Here is an 18878-nt window from a genome sequence, read left to right as displayed (position 1 = left end):
TCTCCATCGAGGTGAGTCAGGGGGAATAGGGTTGCCTATCAGATAGCTATCGGGAGCAAGCCCCCTCCCACATTTTGATCGTGTTCACCGATCCGACTGTGGGAGGGGGCCTGCTCCCGATTAGGCCCGGACAGACGCCGAAGCATCAGCCCTTGAACACTTCATCCAGCAGGTTATGCATGGACTGAAACGCGCGCGCGGAGGTCTTCGCGTCATACATCATCTTGCCCGGCACGTTCGCGTGCGGGTCGGTGAAGGAATGCACCGCGCCGCCGTAGCTCAGCAGTTGCCAATCCACGCCGGCTGCGTTCATTTCATCTTCGAACGCAGGCAACTGCTCCTTGGGCACCAACGGATCAGAGGCGCCGTGCAGCACCAGCACCGAGCCCTTGATGTGCTTCGCATCCGCAGGGTTTGGCGTGTCGAGAGTGCCATGGAGCGACACGGCAGCTTTCAACGGTGCGCCAGTGCGCGCCAGCTCCAGGGAGCAGCAGCCGCCGAAGCAGAAACCAAAGGTCGCGAGCTTCGAGGTATCCACTGCCGCTTCGGTCTGGTCCTTGCAGTTGCTCGAACGCCACCTGCATACGTTTGTTGAGCAACGGGCGGTCGTTCTTCAACGGCATCATCGCCGCGCCGGCTTCATCGCCGTTCGATGGACGCACGGTTTGTCCGTACAGGTCGGCAATCAGCACCACGTAACCCTTGGCGGCGACGCTCCTGGCGATCTCTTCGGCGCCTGCACTCACGCCCATCCAGTTCGGCGCCATCAACAGGCCCGGCAGTGGCCCCTTGTGGCTGGCGTCGAACGCCAGGCGGCTTTCATAAGACTGGCCATCAATCTGATAGACCACAGAACGCACGGTGACTTGGCTCATCATTTACTCCAGTTGAGGTGCACTAAAATGAAAAAACCCGCCGAAGCGGGTTTTTCCTGCAGCGGTGTTAAACCGACAGTTCAACCAACAGCTTGTTCAGTCGACGCACGTAGGCGGCCGGATCTTTGAGGCTGTCGCCAGCGGCCAGCGCCGCCTGGTCGAAGAGGATGTGCGACAGGTCGCCAAACCGCTCTTCGCTCTGCTCGCCATCGAGTTTCTCGATCAGCGGGTGCGCCGGGTTGAATTCGAAGATCGGCTTGGAATCGGGCACTTTCTGGCCGCTGGCTTCGAGGATCTGGCGCATCTGCATGCCCAGGTCCTGCTCGCCGATGGCCAGTATCGCCGGGGAGTCGGTCAGGCGGTGGGAAACCCGCACTTCGCTGACGGCCTCGCCCAGAGACGCCTTGATCCGCTCAACCAGACCCTCTTTGGACTTGGCGACCTCTTCGGCTTCCTTCTTCTCTTCTTCGGAGTCGAGGTTACCCAGGTCCAGGTCACCACGGGCCACGTCGACGAACGACTTGCCGTCGAACTCGGTGAGGTAGCTCATCAGCCACTCATCGATACGGTCGGTCAGCAGCAGGACTTCGATGCCCTTCTTGCGGAAGACTTCCAGGTGCGGGCTGTTCTTGACCTGAGCGTAGGTTTCGCCAGTCAGGTAGTAGATCTTGTCCTGACCTTCCTTGGCGCGCGCCAGGTAGTCGGCCAGCGACACAACCTGCTCGCCGTCTTCGCCCTGGGTGGAAGCAAAGCGCAGCAGGCCGGCAATCTTCTCTTTGTTGGCGAAGTCTTCGGCCGGGCCTTCTTTCATGACCTGGCCGAAGTTTTTCCAGAAGCCCTTGTATTGCTCAGGCTCGTTCTTCGCCAGTTTCTCCAGCATGTCGAGTACACGCTTGGTCAGCGCCGACTTCATGGAGTCGATGATCGGGTCTTTCTGCAGGATTTCCCGCGACACGTTCAGCGACAGGTCATTGGAGTCAACCACGCCCTTGATGAAGCGCAGGTACAGTGGCAGGAAGGATTCCGCCTGGTCCATCACGAACACGCGCTGCACGTAGAGCTTCAGGCCCTTGGGGGCTTCGCGCTGGTACAGGTCGAACGGGGCGCGTGCAGGCACGTACAGCAGCGAACTGTATTCGAGCTTGCCTTCAACCTTGTTGTGGCTCCAGCTCAGCGGGTTCTCGTAGTCGTGACCGATGTGCTTGTAAAACTCCTGGTATTCCTCGTCCTTGATCTCGGTACGCGGACGGGTCCACAGGGCACTGGCGCGGTTGACGGTTTCCCACTCCTCGGCAGGCTTCTCTTCGCCTTCAGCCGCGGCTTGTTCCTTGGGCAACTCGATCGGCAATGCGATGTGATCGGAGTATTTCTTGATGATGTTGCGCAGGCGCCAGCCATCGGCGAATTCGTCTTCACCGGACTTGAGGTGCAGCACGATGCGGGTGCCACGGTCGGCCTTGTCGATCGTGGCGATTTCAAACTCGCCCTCGCCTTTGGAGGCCCAGTGCACGCCTTCGCTGGCCGGGAGGCCGGCACGGCGGCTGAACACTTCAACCTTGTCGGCGACGATGAAGGCCGAGTAGAAGCCCACACCGAACTGACCGATCAGGTGCGAGTCCTTCTTCTGATCGCCCGACAGGTTCTTCATGAAATCGGCGGTGCCGGATTTGGCAATGGTCCCCAGGTGGGTGATCGCATCGTCACGGCTCATGCCGATACCGTTGTCTTCGAGGGTGACGGTCTTCGCGTCCTTGTCGTAGCTCACGCGAATTTTCAGCTCCGCGCCACCTTCCAGCAACTCAGGCTTGGACAGGGCCTCGAAGCGTAATTTGTCGACAGCGTCAGAGGCGTTCGAGATCAATTCGCGAAGGAAAATTTCCTTGTTGGAATACAGCGAATGGATCATGAGGTGCAGCAGTTGCTTCACCTCGGTCTGGAAGCCCAGGGTTTCCTTTTGAGTTTCCACACTCATGGTCATCAAACTCCAATTGGATGGCAATGGCCGCGCCCGAAAGGGTTGGCGGCGGGTTGTCATCAAAGTTGGGGGCTAACGGGAGGATTTCAAGGGCGGCAAGGTTCCTCGATCTTGAAATGCGCACGGGCCGTGGCAATCGGTTCTGCCGCCGCGTTTTGCCAGGCAGTGACCGAAACGTTGGCCACCCGCCGGCCCTGACGCCACACCTGGCAGGTGGCGTAGGTGTCGCGAAACTGCCCGGCGCGCAGGTAATCCAGGGAAAAGTCGATGATTTTCGGCAGGCCCGGCGCGCCGGTAGACACCAGCAAGTGCAGCGCCGCCGACAGCTCCATGAAACCGGCAATCACTCCGCCATGCAGCGCCGGCAATATGGGGTTACCAATGTTGTCCTTGTTGACCGGCAGACAGAACAGCAATTCATCGCCCTGGCGGGTGCATTCTATGCCGATCAGTTTGGCGTAAGGGATCAGTTCAAGCAGCGCCGCGTAATCGCCGCGCGCGTGGGCTTGTTCAAGCCGGTTATGGAAGCGGTGCGTCATGCCGGCTCTCCGTCGAGGGTGGCGCTCAGGCCCTGTGCACCTTTGAGCAGCTTGCCCATGCGCATGAACGTGCCCACCACATGGGCGATGGGCTGCTGTGGATCGTCCTGGTAGGCGAAGCCGCGGGTGAAGATCACGTCGGCGGTGACCCGGTAGCACTGGGCAAACCCATAGACCGGCTGGTGCGGTGCAGCCGGGTGCATATAGTCGATGCGCAGGTCGAGGGTCGGGCACACCTCGAATTCGGGCAGCACGCACAGAGTGGCGATGCCGCAGGTGGTGTCCATCAGGGAGGTGAGCGCGCCGCCGTGGATGATCCCGGTCTCGGGGTCACCCACGATAGCTGGCCCATAGGGCAGCAGCAGCGTCATGCCCGTATTGCTGGCGTCATGCACGGTAATGCCGAGTATTTGGCAATGGCGCAACGCGCAAACAAAGCGTGTCGCACGCTCCAGCAGTGAATTTTCGGTCATTGGGTCTAGACTCTTGTTTGCAGTGATCCGCGGAACAGGCAGTGCGGGTTTAAGTTCCTTGGCAGCCTTTGTTTATATATCTGCGCAATAAAAGGAACTAATGCTGAACCCCCAGGCTCGAAAGGCCAGAAGATATCTTCAATAAGGAGAAACACCCCATGCGCAAGACTTTAGCTGTTTCCATGATGTTGGCTGCTGCCCTTGGCCTCGCTGCCTGCGACAAGAAATCCGAAGACAAAGCACAAGATGCCGCTTCGCACTCTGAGCAAGCTCAGAAAGATATGGCGAAGGCTCAGGATAAAGTGAATGACGCTGCAAAAGAAAACGCCGAAGCTGCCAAAGCTCAGGCCGAATCGAACGCAGCCGCTGCAAAAGAAGCCACGCCTTCGACCGGTTCCTGATACCGCGGTCTGATGTAGCCTGGTTGTAAAAGAAAGCCCGCTTCAATAGCGGGCTTTTCTTTGTCCGGCGTTTTTAAAATTCGACGTGCCTCAAACTAAACTGCGTCCTTGAGCGCCTCCGGCGGCGTGTCCGTCTGCGTATACACCATCACTTGCAGCACATCGGAATGAAACTCGCGGCGATACAACACCACCACTACCCCGGCACTCATCAACATGAACAGCCAGGGGCTGACAAACCACGCCAGCATGGTCATGCCAAAGTAATAAGCACGCAGGCCGAAGTTGAACTGGTTGGCGGCCATGGAGATGACCCGCGCTGCCCGTAGCGCAAACGCCTTGCGTTCCTGCTCGGACACCTGGCGCTCACCAATCATCGGCGCTGACCCCACCAGTACCGCTGCGAAGTTGTACTGGCGCATGCACCAGCTGAACGTAAAAAACGCGTAGACGAACACCAGCGCCAGGCACAGCAGCTTGATTTCCGACATGCCCTGGGACGCCTGCTGCACCATGGGGATGTCCGCCAGCAGCGACACGGCGCGCTCCGAGGCGCCCAGCACGGTGAGGATGCCTGCGAGGATGATCAAGGTGCTGGAGGCGAAGAACGAGGCGTTGCGCTCCAGGTTGCCGATCACGCTGGCGTCGGCAATGCGGTTGTCGCGCAGCAACATGCGGCGCATCCAGTCTTCACGGTACAGGTGCAGCACACTGGCCAGGCATGCGGTATCGCGGGCTTTCCAGAGGGCATAACGGGTGTAGCCGCCCCAGCACAGCACGAACCAGAGGGCGGCGAGCATATGGACTTGGTTGGTTTCGATGAACGACATAGGGGTCCTGATAAACAAGAAAATATGGGCGACACAGTCAAAATGTGGGAGCGGGCTTGCAACTCTAGAACCTTGGCGATAAGCAGGCAAAAAAAATGGTTCTTCACGGAATCCCGGGAAAGACAGAAACAAGAACGCCGATTTGGTTGATGATGTTCGTGCGAGCAAACACATCTAACAAACCGGCGTTCTTATGCGCGATATTAATACTTTCCTTCCTTTTTGGGAGGGCTTTTCTGTCGTCACGATCAAGACTGATGGTGACACCCTACAGATCGATCTGGCTCCCCACGCCACTCGATTTCCTTCCTGCGGTGGCTGCCAAAAACCTTGTTCAACCACTCATGAGTATTGCGAGCGAACCGTTCGTGATCTTCCCATTCTCGGTCGCGCGGTACGCCTCAGCGTTTTGCTCAGGCGGGTTGGCTGCCGCGACTGTGGCAAACGCATGGAGGCCGTCAGTTGGCTGGATCGCTATGCCCGGATGACGCGCCGCTTGGCGGATGCGGTCATTCAAGCCTGCGAGCGCCTTCCAACCCTGCACGTGGCACAGATGTTTGGCCTGCATTGGGACACCGTTCGGTTGCTGGAGCGTCGAGCCTTACAGGCGGCGTTGAGCACGCTGCCAAAGGCGCAGCCACGACGCCTAGTGATGGATGAATTCGCGCTGTTCAAAGGGCATCGCTACGCCAGTGTGGTGTTGGATGCCGATACGCGAAGAGTGCTATGGATTGGCGAAGGCCGTAGCAGGGCGGCGGTTCGGCCCTTTTTCGAAGAGCTGGGGCCAGAGGGATGTGCTCGAATCGAAGCGGTTGCGATGGACATGAATACCGCTTTTGACCTGGAGGTCCGTCAGCACTGCCCGAAAGCGCGAGTGGTCTACGACCTCTTTCATGTGGTGGCCAAATATGGCCGAGAGGTGATAGATCGGGTCCGCGTCGACGAGGCCAATCGACTGCGTCATGACAAGCCGGCTCGCAAGGTCATCAAGCAGGCGCGATGGCTGTTGCTGCGCAATCCGCAGAATCTGAAAACGCCGGAACAACAGGTTCGTTTGCAGGATTTGTTGGCGGCCAACCAATCGCTGATGACGGTTTATTTGATGAAGGCTGAGCTCAAAACGCTCTGGACAGCAAGCGCTGCCTGGGCTTGGCGAGCGGCTTGGAAACAATGGCTGCGCCATGCTCATGAAAGCGAAATACCGGCTCTGGTGCAGTTTGCCAAACGGCTAAAGGGTTACTGGCGAGGCATCGTAAGCCGGGTTCGCTGGCCGATGCATACGGGTCAGTTGGAAGGAATAAACAATCGAATAAAGGTCATCAAGCGGATGGCGTACGGTTACCGGGATAGCGAGTTCTTTTTCATGAAGATCAAGAGCGTCTTTCCCGGTAATCCGTGAAGAACCAAAAAAATGCCCCGTATCGATTGATACGAGGCATTTCTGTGCAACCGTGTTGCCGTGTCAGGCGATCGCTTCGCTGCGCTTGCCAAGCATGCGATCCACCACCACCGCCACGACCAGCGTCATCACCGACGGCACCAGCCACGCCAGCCCCTGCTCGCTCAATGGCAGGTGCGTCAGCTGCGCGGGCATCCAATCGGCGAGAGTCGGCCCCCTTGAGCGCGTCGATGCCGCCAAAAATGAACGACACCAGCATCACCGGGCCGACGATACGGCCCTGCTCCTGCCAGAAGTCTTTGCAGAAGCTCAGCGCCACCAGCACGATGCATGGCGGGTAGATGGCGGTGAGTACCGGAATGGAGAACGCGATCAGCTTGGTCAGGCCAAGGTTGGACACGAACAGTGAGAACAGCGCCAGGATCACCACCAGTGTCTTGTAGGACAGTGGCAAAACTTTGCTGAAGTATTCGGCGCACGCGCAGGTCAGGCCCACGGCGGTCACCAGGCACGCCAGGGAGATCAGCACGGCCAAAAAGCCGCTGCCCAACGAGCCGAAAGTGCTTTGCACATAGGCATGCAGCACGGCCGCGCCGTTGCTGGCGCCCGCCGCCACGGCATGGCTGCCCGAGCCCAGGCGGAACAGGCTGATGTACACCAGCGCCAGGCCCACACCGGCTATCAGCCCGGCGATGATCGCATAGCGCGTAATCAGCTTGGGCGATTCGACGCCGCGGGAGCGGATCGCGTTGACGATGACGATGCCGAACACCAGCGCCCCCAGGGTATCCATGGTCAGGTAGCCATTGATAAAGCCCTGGGAGAATGGCGCAGCGACATATTCCGGGGTGGCGACGCCCACTTCACCGGCCGGCAAGGCAAACGCGGCAATGCCGAGGATCGCCAGCGCGATGATCTTCAAGGGCGCAAGGAAACGGCCGACGGTATCCAGCAGACGTCCTGGGTACAGGGACACGAAGAACACCACGAGGAAATACACAGAGCTGTAGAGGAACAGCGCCAGTGGGCTTTCGCCGGTCAGCGGCGCCAGGCCGACTTCAAACGACACGGTCGCAGTACGCGGGGTGGCGAACAGCGGGCCTACCGCCAGGTACGCCGCTGCCGCGAGCAGGCCGCCGGCGATCTTGCCGATTGGGCTGCTCAACGCGTCCATGCCGCCGCCGACCTTGGCCAGGGCAATCACGGTAACCACCGGCAAACCCACTGCGGTGATGAGGAACCCCAGCGCTGCCATCCAGACGTGAGGCCCGGACTGCAAACCAACGATAGGCGGGAAGATGATGTTGCCGGCGCCCACGAACAGCGCAAACGTCATAAAGCCCAGTGCCAGGATATCCTGGCTTTTCAACACTTTCATTTGAGGAAATACCACACTACTGAATCGGAATTTAGAGAGGGCTTCCCTGTGGATGAGGGAAAGGCTGTCGGCCCTGGTGGGGGCCGACCGGTCCAGCGCGCCGCTTCCTTTTGGGATGCGGGCGCATAAAGAGGCGGTCAGGGTACAGAAATAGACTGACAAACGCACTGTTGCGGGGCGCACTGTCCGATAAGCGACATTTTAATGTCGTGTTTTCACACTTAATTTGACGGTACCGGTCCTTGTGGGAGGGGGCTTGCTCCCACCTTGGATCGAGTACATTTCAATAAATGGGTATTTCCAGACGCACAAAGGCCACCCGAAGGTGGCCTTTGTGTGGTGAAGCGTCAGTTAGGCGCGAGGCTTACTTGACGGCCCAACCGGTCAGCTCGGCCAGGGCCTTGCCGATATCTGCCAGCGAACGCACGGTTTTAACGCCTGCGTCCTGCAGTGCAGCGAATTTCTCGTCTGCAGTGCCTTTGCCGCCGGAGATGATTGCGCCCGCATGGCCCATGCGCTTGCCCGCAGGGGCAGTCACACCAGCGATGTAGGAAACAACCGGCTTGGTCACGTGGGCCTTGATGTAGGCCGCCGCTTCTTCTTCAGCCGAACCGCCGATCTCACCGATCATCACGATCGCTTCGGTCTTCGGGTCTTCCTGGAACAGCTTCAGGATGTCGATGAAGTTCGAACCCGGGATCGGGTCACCGCCGATGCCAACGCAAGTGGACTGACCGAAACCGGCGTCAGTGGTCTGCTTCACAGCTTCGTAGGTCAGGGTGCCGGAACGGGAAACGATACCGACTTTGCCTGGCAAGTGAATGTGACCTGGCATGATGCCGATCTTGCATTCGCCTGGGGTGATCACGCCTGGGCAGTTAGGGCCGATCAGGACTACGCCCAGCTCGTCGCACTTAACCTTGGCGTCCAGCATGTCCAGGGTAGGAATGCCTTCGGTGATGCAGACGATCAGCTTGATGCCGCCGAATGCCGCTTCCAGGATGGAGTCCTTGCAGAAAGGCGCAGGAACGTAGATCACGCTGGCGGTGGCGCCAGTTTTTTCTACAGCGTCTTTCACGGTGTTGAACACTGGCAGGCCCAGGTGCTCGGTGCCGCCTTTGCCTGGCGTTACGCCGCCAACCATCTTGGTGCCGTATTCGATGGCTTGCTGGGTGTGGAAGCTACCTTGCGAACCGGTAATACCCTGGCAGATAACTTTGGTGTCTTTATTGATCAGGACGCTCATTACTTGCCCTCCGCAGCTTTGACAACTTGTTGAGCAGCGTCGGTCAGGCTGGTAGCCGCGATGATGTTCAAACCGCTTTCTGCCAGTACTTTGGCGCCCAGTTCAGCGTTGTTACCTTCAAGGCGAACAACAACCGGGATTTTAACGCCGACTTCTTTCACTGCACCGATGATGCCTTCGGCAATCATGTCGCAACGAACGATGCCGCCGAAGATGTTGACCAATACTGCTGCGACGTTGGAGTCGGACAGGATGATCTTGAACGCTTCGGTCACGCGCTCTTTGGTGGCACCACCGCCTACGTCGAGGAAGTTGGCTGGTTTGCCGCCATGCAGGTTGACGATGTCCATGGTACCCATGGCCAGACCGGCACCGTTGACCATGCAACCGATGTTACCTTCCAGGGCTACGTAGTTCAGTTCGAACTTGGCAGCGTGCGCTTCGCGCGGATCGTCCTGCGACGGATCGTGGAAAGTCTTCAGCTTTGGCTGACGGTACATGGCGTTGGCGTCGATGTTGATCTTCGCGTCCAGGCAGTGCAGATCGCCGTCAGCCTTGATCACCAGCGGGTTCACTTCCAGCAGGGCCAGATCGTGATCCTGGAACAGTTTGGCCAGACCCACGAAGATCTTGGCGAACTGGGCAACTTGCTTGCCTTCCAGGCCCAGCTGGAAAGCCAGCTCGCGACCCTGGAACGGCTGAGCGCCAACCAGTGGATCGATCGTGGCTTTCAGAATTTTTTCTGGGGTTTCGTGAGCGATTTTCTCGATGTCCACGCCACCTTCGGTGGAAGCCATGAACACGATGCGACGGCTCGAACGGTCAACGACAGCGCCCAGGTACAGCTCTTTAGCGATATCAGTGCACGATTCAACCAGGATCTTGGTGACTGGCTGGCCATTGGCATCAGTCTGGTAAGTCACCAGACGCTTGCCCAGCCACTGCTGTGCGAAGGCCTTGGCGTCTTCTTTGCTGCGAACCAGCTTGACGCCGCCCGCTTTACCGCGACCACCAGCGTGGACCTGGGCTTTGACCACCCATTCAGTGCCGCCGATCTTGTCGCAAGCTTCTGCTGCTGCTTCCGGGGTGTCTACTGCGTAGCCCTTGGATACTGGCAGGCCGTATTCAGCGAACAGCTGCTTACCCTGATACTCGTGAAGATTCATGCTTTTTACCGTCTTCGTTAGGTACTGCGCATTCGGCGCTGCGCTCATTATGAGTGCCGCGCCACCTGTGACTGCTGCTTGCGCAACCTGCGGGGCTCATGGCCCGTAAAGCTGCACAAGGCTGCGTCCAGCGGATATTCCGCGGTGAGCCTTGCGCGCAAGACTCACGACGGGCAACTCCGCCGTGGTTTCTTATTATCTCGCTTAGCGCTTCTTGCGGTTGGCGATGTGGATGGCGCCGCCATTCACCGCCAACGCTGCTTCGTGCAACGCTTCGGACAGGGTCGGATGGGAGAAGACCATCATGCCCAGGTCTTCGGCACTGGTGCCGAATTCCATACCGATAGCGCCTTGCTGAACCAGTTCTGCAGCGCTCGGGCCGATTACGTGCACGCCCAATACGCGGTCAGTCTTGGCATCAGCGATGATTTTGACAAAACCACCGGTGTCGTTGGCTGCCATGGCACGGCCGGAAGCGGCAAACGGGAAGGTGCCGACGTTAACTTCTACGCCTTCAGCTTTCAACTGCTGTTCGTTCTTGCCGACCCATGCAATTTCCGGGTGGGTGTAGATAACCGATGGCACCAGATCGTAGTTCATCTGGGTTTTGTGACCCTTGATGCGCTCGACAACCATGATGCCTTCTTCGGACGCCTTGTGCGCCAGCATCATGCCGCGTACCACGTCGCCGATGGCATAAACGCCAGGAACGGTGGTGGCGCAGTGATCGTCGACATGGATGAAACCACGCTCGTCGATGTTCACGCCGCTGTCGGAAGCCAGCAGGTCGGTGGTCACCGGACGACGGCCTACGGCCACGATCAGCTTGTCGAAGGTGATGGTCTGCTCGCCGTCTTTATCGGTGTAGGTCACCACGACTTCTTCGCCGTTGACCTTGGAACCGGTCACGCGGGCGCCCAGCTTGATGTCCAGACCCTGTTTGGTCAGGGTCTTGTAGGCTTCCTTGGAAACGGCGGTGTCGGCAGCCAGCAGGAACGTGTCCAGGGCTTCCAGCACGGTGACTTCCGAACCCAGACGGGACCAGACCGAGCCCAGTTCCAGGCCGATAACGCCGGCGCCGATCACGCCCAAACGCTTCGGCACGGCCTGGAATTCCAGGGCGCCGGTCGAATCAACGATCACGTTCTGATCGACGGGCGCCGGTGGAATGTCAATTGGACGCGAGCCTGGGGCCAGAATCACGTTCTCGGCTTCGATGACTTCGACCGAACCGTCCGGCTTGGTGATTTCAACTTTCTTGCCGGCCAGCAGTTTGCCGTGACCTTGCAGGGAAGTGACGCCGTTGGCCTTGAACAGGGTGGCAACGCCAGAGGTCAGGCCTTTAACGATGTTGGCCTTGCGGCCGATCATCGCTGGCACGTCCATGGTAACGCCGGCATGGTTGATGCCGTGGATCGCGAAACCGTCCTGGGCTTCGTGGAATTTCCAGGAGCTGTCCAGCAGCGCCTTGGAAGGAATGCAACCGACGTTCAGGCAGGTACCGCCCAGTGCCAGTTTGTCTTCCTTGTCGGTGTATTTTTCGATGCAAGCAGTCGAGAGGCCCAATTGTGCGGCCTTGATGGCGGCAACATAGCCGCCAGGACCTGCACCAATCACTACAACGTCAAATTTCTGCGACATGAAAATAGATCCTCTATTTAGCGACAAGCTTCAAGCAACAAGTTGCAAGCCAAGCTGATTTTTCCTGCAGCTTGCAGCTCGCAACTTGAAGCTGCTTTTATCAGATATCCAGCAGCAGACGCGCCGGGTCTTCCAGCAGGTTCTTGATGGTCACCAGGAAAGTCACGGCTTCTTTACCATCGATCAGGCGGTGATCGTACGACAGCGCCAGGTACATCATCGGGCGGATCACAACCTGGCCGTTGATGGCCATCGGACGCTGGAGGATGTTGTGCATGCCCAGGATCGCAGCTTGCGGCGGGTTGACGATCGGCGTCGACATCATGGAACCGAAGGTACCACCGTTGGTGATGGTGAAGGTACCACCGGTCATCTCGTCGATGGTCAGCTTGCCGTCACGGGCTTTCTTGCCGAAACCGGCAATGCCGCCTTCGATTTCAGCCAGGCTCATCAGCTCGGCGTTACGCAATACCGGCACTACCAGGCCACGGTCGCTGGACACGGCAACGCCGACGTCTGCATAGCCGTGGTAAACGATATCGGTGCCGTCGATGGAAGCGTTGACTGCCGGGTAGCGCTTCAGCGCTTCGGTGGCCGCTTTCACGAAGAACGACATGAAGCCAAGGCGCACGCCGTTGTGGCTCTTCTCGAACAGGTCCTTGTACTTCGAACGCAGGGCCATGACTTCGGTCATGTCGACTTCGTTGAAGGTGGTCAGCATCGCCATGTTCGACTGTGCTTCAACCAGGCGCTTGGCCACGGTGGCACGCACACGGGTCATCGGCACGCGCTTCTCGGTGCGGTCGCCGGCGGCGAACACTGGCGCAGCGGCGGCCGGCGCGGCAGCCTTGACCGGTGCGGCGGCAGGTGCGTTCTTCTTGGCTTCAACAGCAGCAACCACGTCTTCCTTGGTCACACGGCCATCTTTGCCGGTGCCCTTGACGGACGCCAGGTTGATGCCGTTTTCTTCGGCCAATTGACGCGCAGCCGGGGCTGCGATTGGATCTTCGCCAGCGGCAGCCGGTGCGGCGGCAGCAGGCGCAGCAGCAGCCGGTGCAGCAGCGGCAGCAGGCGCCGGAGCGGCAGCGCTGCCCTCTTCGATCGAACCCAGTACCTGGTTGGAGAGAACGGTATCTCCCTCTTGGGCAACGATGGCGCCCAGAACGCCGTCGGCTTCGGCCAACACTTCCAGTACGACCTTGTCAGTCTCGATGTCGACGATCAGGTCGTCACGCTTGACGGCCTCGCCTGGTTTCTTGTGCCAGGTGGCAACGGTGCCATCGGCAACCGATTCCGGGAATGACGGGGCTTTGATTTCGATAGCCATTATCTGTGGGTCCTTAAAATTCGGTTTCAGTCAGCGCGAAGGCGTTAAACAGTGAAAGCATCTTGCAGCAGTTTTTCCTGCTGCTCGGCGTGCATCGACGCATAACCACACGCAGGTGCAGCAGAAGCATCACGACCGGCGTACTCCAGGTTCAGCGCCCGGTTGTGGTTGCCGATACTGCGACGCAAATGATGCTGGCTGCTGTACCAGGCGCCCTGGTTCATCGGTTCTTCCTGACACCACACCACATTCGTGAGCTGGGTGTAAGGCGCGATGATCTCCATGAGGTCATCTTCCGGGAACGGGTAAAGCTGCTCGATACGCACGATGGCGATGTCTTCGCGGCCTTCGGCACGGCGTTTTTCCAGCAGGTCGTAGTAGACCTTGCCGCTGCACAGGATCAGGCGTGTCACCTTGGCCGGATCGAGTGTGTCGATTTCTGGAATAACGGTCTGGAACGAACCTTCGGCCAGGTCTTCCAGGGTCGAAATGGCCAGCTTGTGGCGCAACAGCGATTTCGGCGTCAGCACGATCAACGGCTTGCGCAGCGGACGGATCACCTGGCGACGCAGCAAGTGGTAGATCTGCGCCGGGGTCGTCGGCACGCATACCTGAATGTTGTGCTCGGCGCACAGTTGCAGGTAACGCTCCAGACGGGCCGAAGAGTGCTCCGGGCCCTGGCCTTCATAACCGTGCGGCAGCAGCATGGTCAGACCGCACAGGCGGCCCCACTTGTGCTCACCGCTGGTGATGAACTGGTCGATCACCACCTGGGCACCGTTGGCGAAGTCGCCGAACTGGGCTTCCCAGATCACCAGCGCCTGCGGCGTGGTGGTGGAGTAACCGTATTCGAACGCCAGCACGGCTTCTTCCGACAGGAACGAGTCGTACAGGTCGAAGCGCGGCTGACCTTCGTACAGGTTCTGCAGCGGAACGTAGGTGCCCGCGTCTTTCTGGTTGTGCAACACGGCATGACGGTGCGAGAACGTACCACGGCCGATGTCCTGGCCGGTCATGCGGATCGGGTGACCTTCGAACGCCAGGGTCGCGTACGCCATGGTTTCAGCGTAACCCCAGTTGATCGGCAGGCCGCCGACTTGCATCTTCTGACGGTCTTCGTAGATCTTCGACACTTGGCGCTGTACGACGAAGCCATCCGGGATTTCCAGCAGCTTGGCCGACAGTTCCTGCAGGGTCTTGAGGTCGAACGAGGTGTCGTGACGCGCCGTCCAGGTGTGACCCAGGTATGGACGCCAGTCGACGAACAGCTCTTTGTTCGGTTCCTTGACCAGGCTTTTCACCACATGCAGACCGTTGTCCAGCGCGTTGCGGTATTCATCGATCTTCGCCTGCACACGGGCTTCGTCAACGATGCCGGCCTTGGTCAGGCTTTCGGCATACAGTTCACGGGTGGTGCGCTGCTTGGTGATCTGCTGGTACATCAACGGCTGGGTGCCGCTTGGCTCATCCGCTTCGTTGTGACCGCGACGGCGGTAGCACACGAGGTCGATCACCACGTCACGCTTGAACTGCATGCGGTAGTCGACGGCCAGCTGGGTCACGAACAGCACGGCTTCCGGATCATCGCCATTCACATGGAGGATCGGCGCCTGGATCATCTTGGCAACGTCGGTGGCGTACTCGGTAGAGCGCGCGTCCAGCGGGTTGCTGATGGTGAAGCCTACCTGGTTGTTGATGACGATGTGTACGGTGCCGCCCGTCTTGAAGCCACGGGTCTGCGACATCTGGAAGGTTTCCAGGACCACGCCTTGACCAGCGAATGCCGCGTCACCGTGGATGGAAATCGGCAGCACTTTCTCACCGGTGGCGTCGTTGCGACGGTCTTGGCGAGCACGCACCGAACCCTCGACCACTGGAGAAACGATTTCCAGGTGGGAGGGGTTGAACGCCATGGCCAGGTGCACTTCACCGCCCGAGGTCATGACGTTGGACGAGAAGCCCTGGTGGTATTTGACGTCACCGGAACCCAGCTCGACCTTTTTCTTGCCTTCGAACTCGTCGAACAGCTCGCGCGGGTTCTTACCGAAGGTGTTGACCAACACGTTCAGGCGACCACGGTGAGCCATGCCGATCACGACTTCCTTGGTGCCATAGGAACCGGAACGCTGGATCAGTTCGTCGAGCATCGGAATCAGGCTTTCGCCGCCTTCCAGGCCGAAACGCTTGGTGCCCGGGTATTTGGTGCCCAGGTATTTTTCCAGACCTTCAGCAGCGGTGACGCGCTCAAGCAGGTGGCTGCGTACATCGGCGGACAGCACCGGACGGCCACGCACGCCTTCGAGGCGATGCTGGAACCAGTGGCGTTGCTCGGAATCGGTGATGTGCGTGAATTCAGCGCCGATGGTGCGGCAATATGTCTGCTGCAACGCTTCGTGAATTTCGCGTAGGCTCGCTTCCTCTTTGCCGATGAACAGGTCGCCGGCACGGAAGGTCGTATCAAGATCGGCATTGGTCAAGCCGTAATGATTGATCGACAGGTCAGCCGGTGCAGGACGCTTCCAGAGCCCCAGCGGGTCAAGCTGGGCCGCCTGGTGGCCACGCATCCGGTAAGCCTGGATCAGTCGCAGTACTTCAACTTGCTTCTTCTCGTGCTCACTGCTCACGCTGCCGGCGGAAACCGGTTGGGCGCGGCGCTGGTTCTTGACCAGCAGCACGAACTGATCGCGAATTGTTGCGTGCGATACATCGGTGGCAGCGTTGCCGTCTGAAGACAACGTCTGAAATTTGGTGCGCCATTCTTCTGGCACAGCGTTAGGGTCGTGCAGGTAGAGCTCATAAAGCTCTTCCACATAGGCAGCGTTACCACCTGAAAGATAGCCGCTGTTCCACATGCGCTGCATCACGCTTTCTTGCATGCTTGGTCACCCTCGATTTGGGGACACCACCGGCGAAAACACCGAGTTTGCTTGCAAAAGGCCAAGTGCAGCGACCAAAACAAGCCACTTAGGATCACGCTGATAGTTCGGGTACCAACCCGAATGCCCCTGCTTGTCTCATTTCTTCAAAATAAGAGCTGCGGCTTTGTAAGTCGCTGCTCAAGTTAAAACTACGGCGCCGGTTGAAGCCTGCGCCGCAGCATTTACGGGCACAACGGTCCTGCCTTGTTACAACGCCGGTTACACGCCGCTTTGCAGCAGCATGTTGCGGATGTGACCAATGGCCTTAGTCGGGTTCAGGCCTTTGGGACATACGTTGACGCAGTTCATGATCCCGCGGCAGCGGAATACGCTGAACGGGTCATCCAGCGAAGCCAGACGCTCGGATGTCTTGGTGTCACGGCTGTCTGCCAGGAAGCGATACGCTTGCAGCAGAGCGGCTGGACCCAGGAACTTGTCCGGGTTCCACCAGAAGGACGGGCACGAGGTCGAGCAACAGGCGCACAGGATGCACTCGTACAGACCGTCGAGCTTTTCACGCTCTTCAGGGGACTGCAGACGCTCGATGGCCGGAGCCGGCGTGTCGTTCTGCAGGAACGGCTTAACTTTCTCGTATTGCTTGTAGAAGATGCTCATATCGACAACCAGGTCACGGATAACCGGCAAACCTGGCAGTGGACGAACGATCAGCTTGTTGCCTTTAACCACGGCCGACAGCGGCGTGATGCACGCCAGACCGTTTTTGCCGTTGATGTTCATGCCGTCGGAACCGCAGACACCTTCACGGCAAGAGCGACGATAGGAGAAACCCTCGTCCTGCTCTTTGATCAGGGCCAGCACGTCCAGCACCATCAGGTCCTTACCACCGGTATCGACCTGGAATTCCTGCATGAACGGCGCGGCGTCCTGATCAGGGTTGTAGCGGTAAACACTGACTTTCAACATGGCAGCCACCCTTAGTAAGTCCGAATTTTCGGTTCAAACGTCGGAACAGTCTTCGGCGAGAAGTTCACGGCACGCTTGGTTACGCGCTTGTCACCCGGGAAGTACAGGGTGTGGCACAACCAGTTTTCGTCGTCGCGGTCTTCAAAGTCTTCACGGGCATGAGCACCACGGGATTCTTTACGAACCTCGGCGGCGATCGCCGTTGCTTCAGCCACTTCCAACAGGTTTTGCAGCTCAAGGGCTTCGATACGAGCGGTGTTGAATGCCTGGCTCTTATCGTTGATCTTGACGTTGCCGATGCGCTGGCGCAGATCCGCCAACTGGGCGATGCCCTTCTGCATGTATTCGCCGGTACGGAACACACCGAAGTAGTTCTGCATGCAGCTTTGCAGCTCGCGACGCAGGGTAGCGACGTCTTCGCCATCGGTGCGCTCGTTCAGCGCGTTCAGGCGGGACAGGGCCGCTTCGATGTTGGCGTCGGTGGCGTCATCGTATTCGATGCCGTCGGTCAACGCTTTTTCCAGGTGCAGGCCGGCCGCGCGGCCGAATACCACCAGGTCGAGCAGCGAGTTGCCGCCCAGACGGTTGGCACCGTGTACCGATACACAAGCCACTTCGCCTACCGCGAACAGGCCGTGGATGATTTCGTCCACGCCGTCGGCGTTCTGGGTGATCGCCTGGCCATGAATGTTGGTCGGCACGCCGCCCATCATGTAGTGGCAGGTCGGAACAACCGGCACCGGCGCAACCACCGGGTCGACGTGAGCGAAGGTCTTGGACAGCTCGCAGATACCTGGCAGACGGCTGTGCAGCACTTCTTCGCCCAGGTGATCGAGCTTGAGCAGTACGTGGTCGCCATTCGGGCCACAGCCGTTGCCGGCAATGATCTCTTTAACCATGGAACGGGCCACAACGTCACGACCGGCGAGGTCCTTGGCGTTGGGAGCATAACGCTCCATGAAACGCTCGCCGTGCTTGTTGATCAGGTAACCACCTTCACCACGGCAACCTTCGGTGACCAGTACACCAGCGCCGGCGATGCCGGTGGGGTGGAACTGCCACATTTCGATGTCCTGCACCGGCACGCCGGCACGCAGCGCCATGCCAACGCCGTCACCGGTGTTGATCAGGGCATTGGTGGTGGACGCGTAGATACGGCCTGCACCGCCGGTCGCCAGCACAGTGGCCTTGGCGCGGATGTAGGAGGTTTCACCGGTTTCGATGCAGATGGCGATCACACCGACGAATGCACCGTCGGCGTTCTTTACCAGGTCCACCGCGTAGTACTCGTTCAGGAACGTGGTACCGGCTTTCAGGTTGCCCTGATAAAGGGTGTGCAGCAGCGCGTGACCGGTACGGTCGGAGGCCGCGCAAGTACGGGCAGCCTGCCCGCCTTTACCGTAATCCTTCGACTGACCGCCGAATGGACGCTGGTAGATACGGCCTTGCTCGGTACGGGAGAACGGCAGACCCATGTGGTCCAGCTCGAACACCGCAGCCGGGCCTTCCTGACACATGTATTCGATAGCGTCCTGGTCACCGATGTAGTCGGAACCCTTGACGGTATCGTACATGTGCCAGCGCCAGTCATCGTTCGGGTCGGCGGAAGCGATGGCGCAGGTGATGCCACCCTGGGCCGATACGGTATGGGAACGGGTCGGGAACACCTTGGTGATCACGGCAGTCTTGTGACCACCCTGGGCCAGCTGCAGCGCAGCGCGCATGCCGGCACCGCCGCCACCAATAATGATGGCGTCGAAGGAAATAGTTGGAATGTTAGCCATGA

13 protein-coding genes and 2 pseudogenes are annotated in these 18878 nt (G+C 59.1%); 2 read left to right on the top strand and 13 right to left on the bottom strand.

All coding sequences use genetic code 11. The features are described from left to right. Nucleotides 1-145 precede the first annotated feature (145 nt). The 4 genes and pseudogenes from VRB54_RS08060 to VRB54_RS08045 all read right to left on the bottom strand — a co-directional run bounded on the left by VRB54_RS08060 (nucleotide 146) and on the right by VRB54_RS08045 (nucleotide 3862). Nucleotides 146-875: pseudogene (locus VRB54_RS08060) on the bottom strand (dienelactone hydrolase family protein). Nucleotides 876-942: 67 nt separating this feature from the next. Then, nucleotides 943-2847, bottom strand: coding sequence for a molecular chaperone HtpG (gene htpG, locus VRB54_RS08055; protein WP_057008441.1), 1905 nt, complete (start codon nucleotides 2845-2847; stop codon nucleotides 943-945). An 89-nt stretch (nucleotides 2848-2936) separates the two neighbouring features. After that, nucleotides 2937-3389 carry a PaaI family thioesterase gene (locus VRB54_RS08050; RefSeq protein WP_338480280.1) on the bottom strand — a complete coding sequence of 151 codons (453 nt, stop codon included), beginning with the start codon at nucleotides 3387-3389 and terminating at the stop codon, nucleotides 2937-2939. After that, nucleotides 3386-3862 (bottom strand): PaaI family thioesterase, encoded by a 477-nt coding sequence (locus VRB54_RS08045; protein WP_338480279.1) that lies wholly within the window; start codon nucleotides 3860-3862, stop codon nucleotides 3386-3388. Before VRB54_RS08045 ends, VRB54_RS08050 begins: the two co-directional genes overlap by 4 nt. Before the next feature lie 158 nt (nucleotides 3863-4020). Here VRB54_RS08045 and VRB54_RS08040 point away from each other — a divergent pair, with 158 nt between their 5' ends. After that, complete coding sequence (locus VRB54_RS08040; RefSeq protein WP_003233227.1) at nucleotides 4021-4263, top strand: hypothetical protein; 243 nt, start codon at nucleotides 4021-4023, stop codon at nucleotides 4261-4263. A gap of 95 nt (nucleotides 4264-4358) precedes the next feature. Here the strand turns inward: VRB54_RS08040 and VRB54_RS08035 are convergent, their stop codons facing one another. Next, nucleotides 4359-5093, bottom strand: coding sequence for a DUF599 domain-containing protein (locus VRB54_RS08035; protein ID WP_209980625.1), 735 nt, complete (start codon nucleotides 5091-5093; stop codon nucleotides 4359-4361). A 193-nt stretch (nucleotides 5094-5286) separates the two neighbouring features. Here VRB54_RS08035 and VRB54_RS08030 point away from each other — a divergent pair, with 193 nt between their 5' ends. After that, a complete protein-coding gene (locus tag VRB54_RS08030) occupies nucleotides 5287-6492 on the top strand; it encodes an ISL3 family transposase (RefSeq protein ID WP_338479005.1) in 1206 nt (401 codons plus the stop codon). Between the two features lie 63 nt (nucleotides 6493-6555). On the opposite strand, the pseudogene brnQ reads toward VRB54_RS08030, so the two are convergent. From brnQ to sdhA, 8 genes and pseudogenes are all read right to left on the bottom strand, one after another. Further along, nucleotides 6556-7870 (bottom strand): annotated as a pseudogene (brnQ, locus tag VRB54_RS08025) (branched-chain amino acid transport system II carrier protein). Nucleotides 7871-8234: 364 nt separating this feature from the next. Then, entirely contained in the window at nucleotides 8235-9116 is an 882-nt protein-coding gene (gene sucD, locus VRB54_RS08020) for a succinate--CoA ligase subunit alpha (RefSeq protein WP_003233233.1), read from the bottom strand. Next, nucleotides 9116-10282, bottom strand: a complete 1167-nt coding sequence (sucC, locus tag VRB54_RS08015) for an ADP-forming succinate--CoA ligase subunit beta (RefSeq protein ID WP_003233235.1) — start codon at nucleotides 10280-10282, stop codon at nucleotides 9116-9118. The genes sucD and sucC overlap by 1 nt, the downstream gene beginning before the upstream one ends. Nucleotides 10283-10486: 204 nt before the next feature. Continuing rightward, the gene (lpdA, locus tag VRB54_RS08010) at nucleotides 10487-11923 is read right to left on the bottom strand and encodes a dihydrolipoyl dehydrogenase (protein WP_338480276.1); all 1437 of its coding nucleotides are present in this window, start codon (nucleotides 11921-11923) and stop codon (nucleotides 10487-10489) included. 100 nt (nucleotides 11924-12023) lie between these two features. After that, complete coding sequence (gene odhB, locus VRB54_RS08005; protein WP_338480275.1) at nucleotides 12024-13250, bottom strand: 2-oxoglutarate dehydrogenase complex dihydrolipoyllysine-residue succinyltransferase; 1227 nt, start codon at nucleotides 13248-13250, stop codon at nucleotides 12024-12026. A gap of 44 nt (nucleotides 13251-13294) precedes the next feature. After that, nucleotides 13295-16126, bottom strand: a complete 2832-nt coding sequence (locus VRB54_RS08000) for a 2-oxoglutarate dehydrogenase E1 component (RefSeq protein ID WP_338480274.1) — start codon at nucleotides 16124-16126, stop codon at nucleotides 13295-13297. A gap of 261 nt (nucleotides 16127-16387) precedes the next feature. After that, nucleotides 16388-17092: a succinate dehydrogenase iron-sulfur subunit gene (locus VRB54_RS07995; protein ID WP_003172807.1), complete on the bottom strand. Its 705-nt coding sequence runs from the start codon at nucleotides 17090-17092 to the stop codon at nucleotides 16388-16390. Between the two features lie 11 nt (nucleotides 17093-17103). Next, the gene (sdhA, locus tag VRB54_RS07990) at nucleotides 17104-18876 is read right to left on the bottom strand and encodes a succinate dehydrogenase flavoprotein subunit (RefSeq protein ID WP_057008336.1); all 1773 of its coding nucleotides are present in this window, start codon (nucleotides 18874-18876) and stop codon (nucleotides 17104-17106) included. Nucleotides 18877-18878 lie beyond the last annotated feature (2 nt).

Origin of the sequence: Pseudomonas trivialis, from assembly GCF_036864995.1 — a bacterium.
Taxonomy (GTDB): Bacteria; Pseudomonadota; Gammaproteobacteria; order Pseudomonadales; family Pseudomonadaceae; genus Aquipseudomonas; species Aquipseudomonas trivialis.
This window is presented reverse-complemented; position numbering and strand designations above follow the sequence as displayed.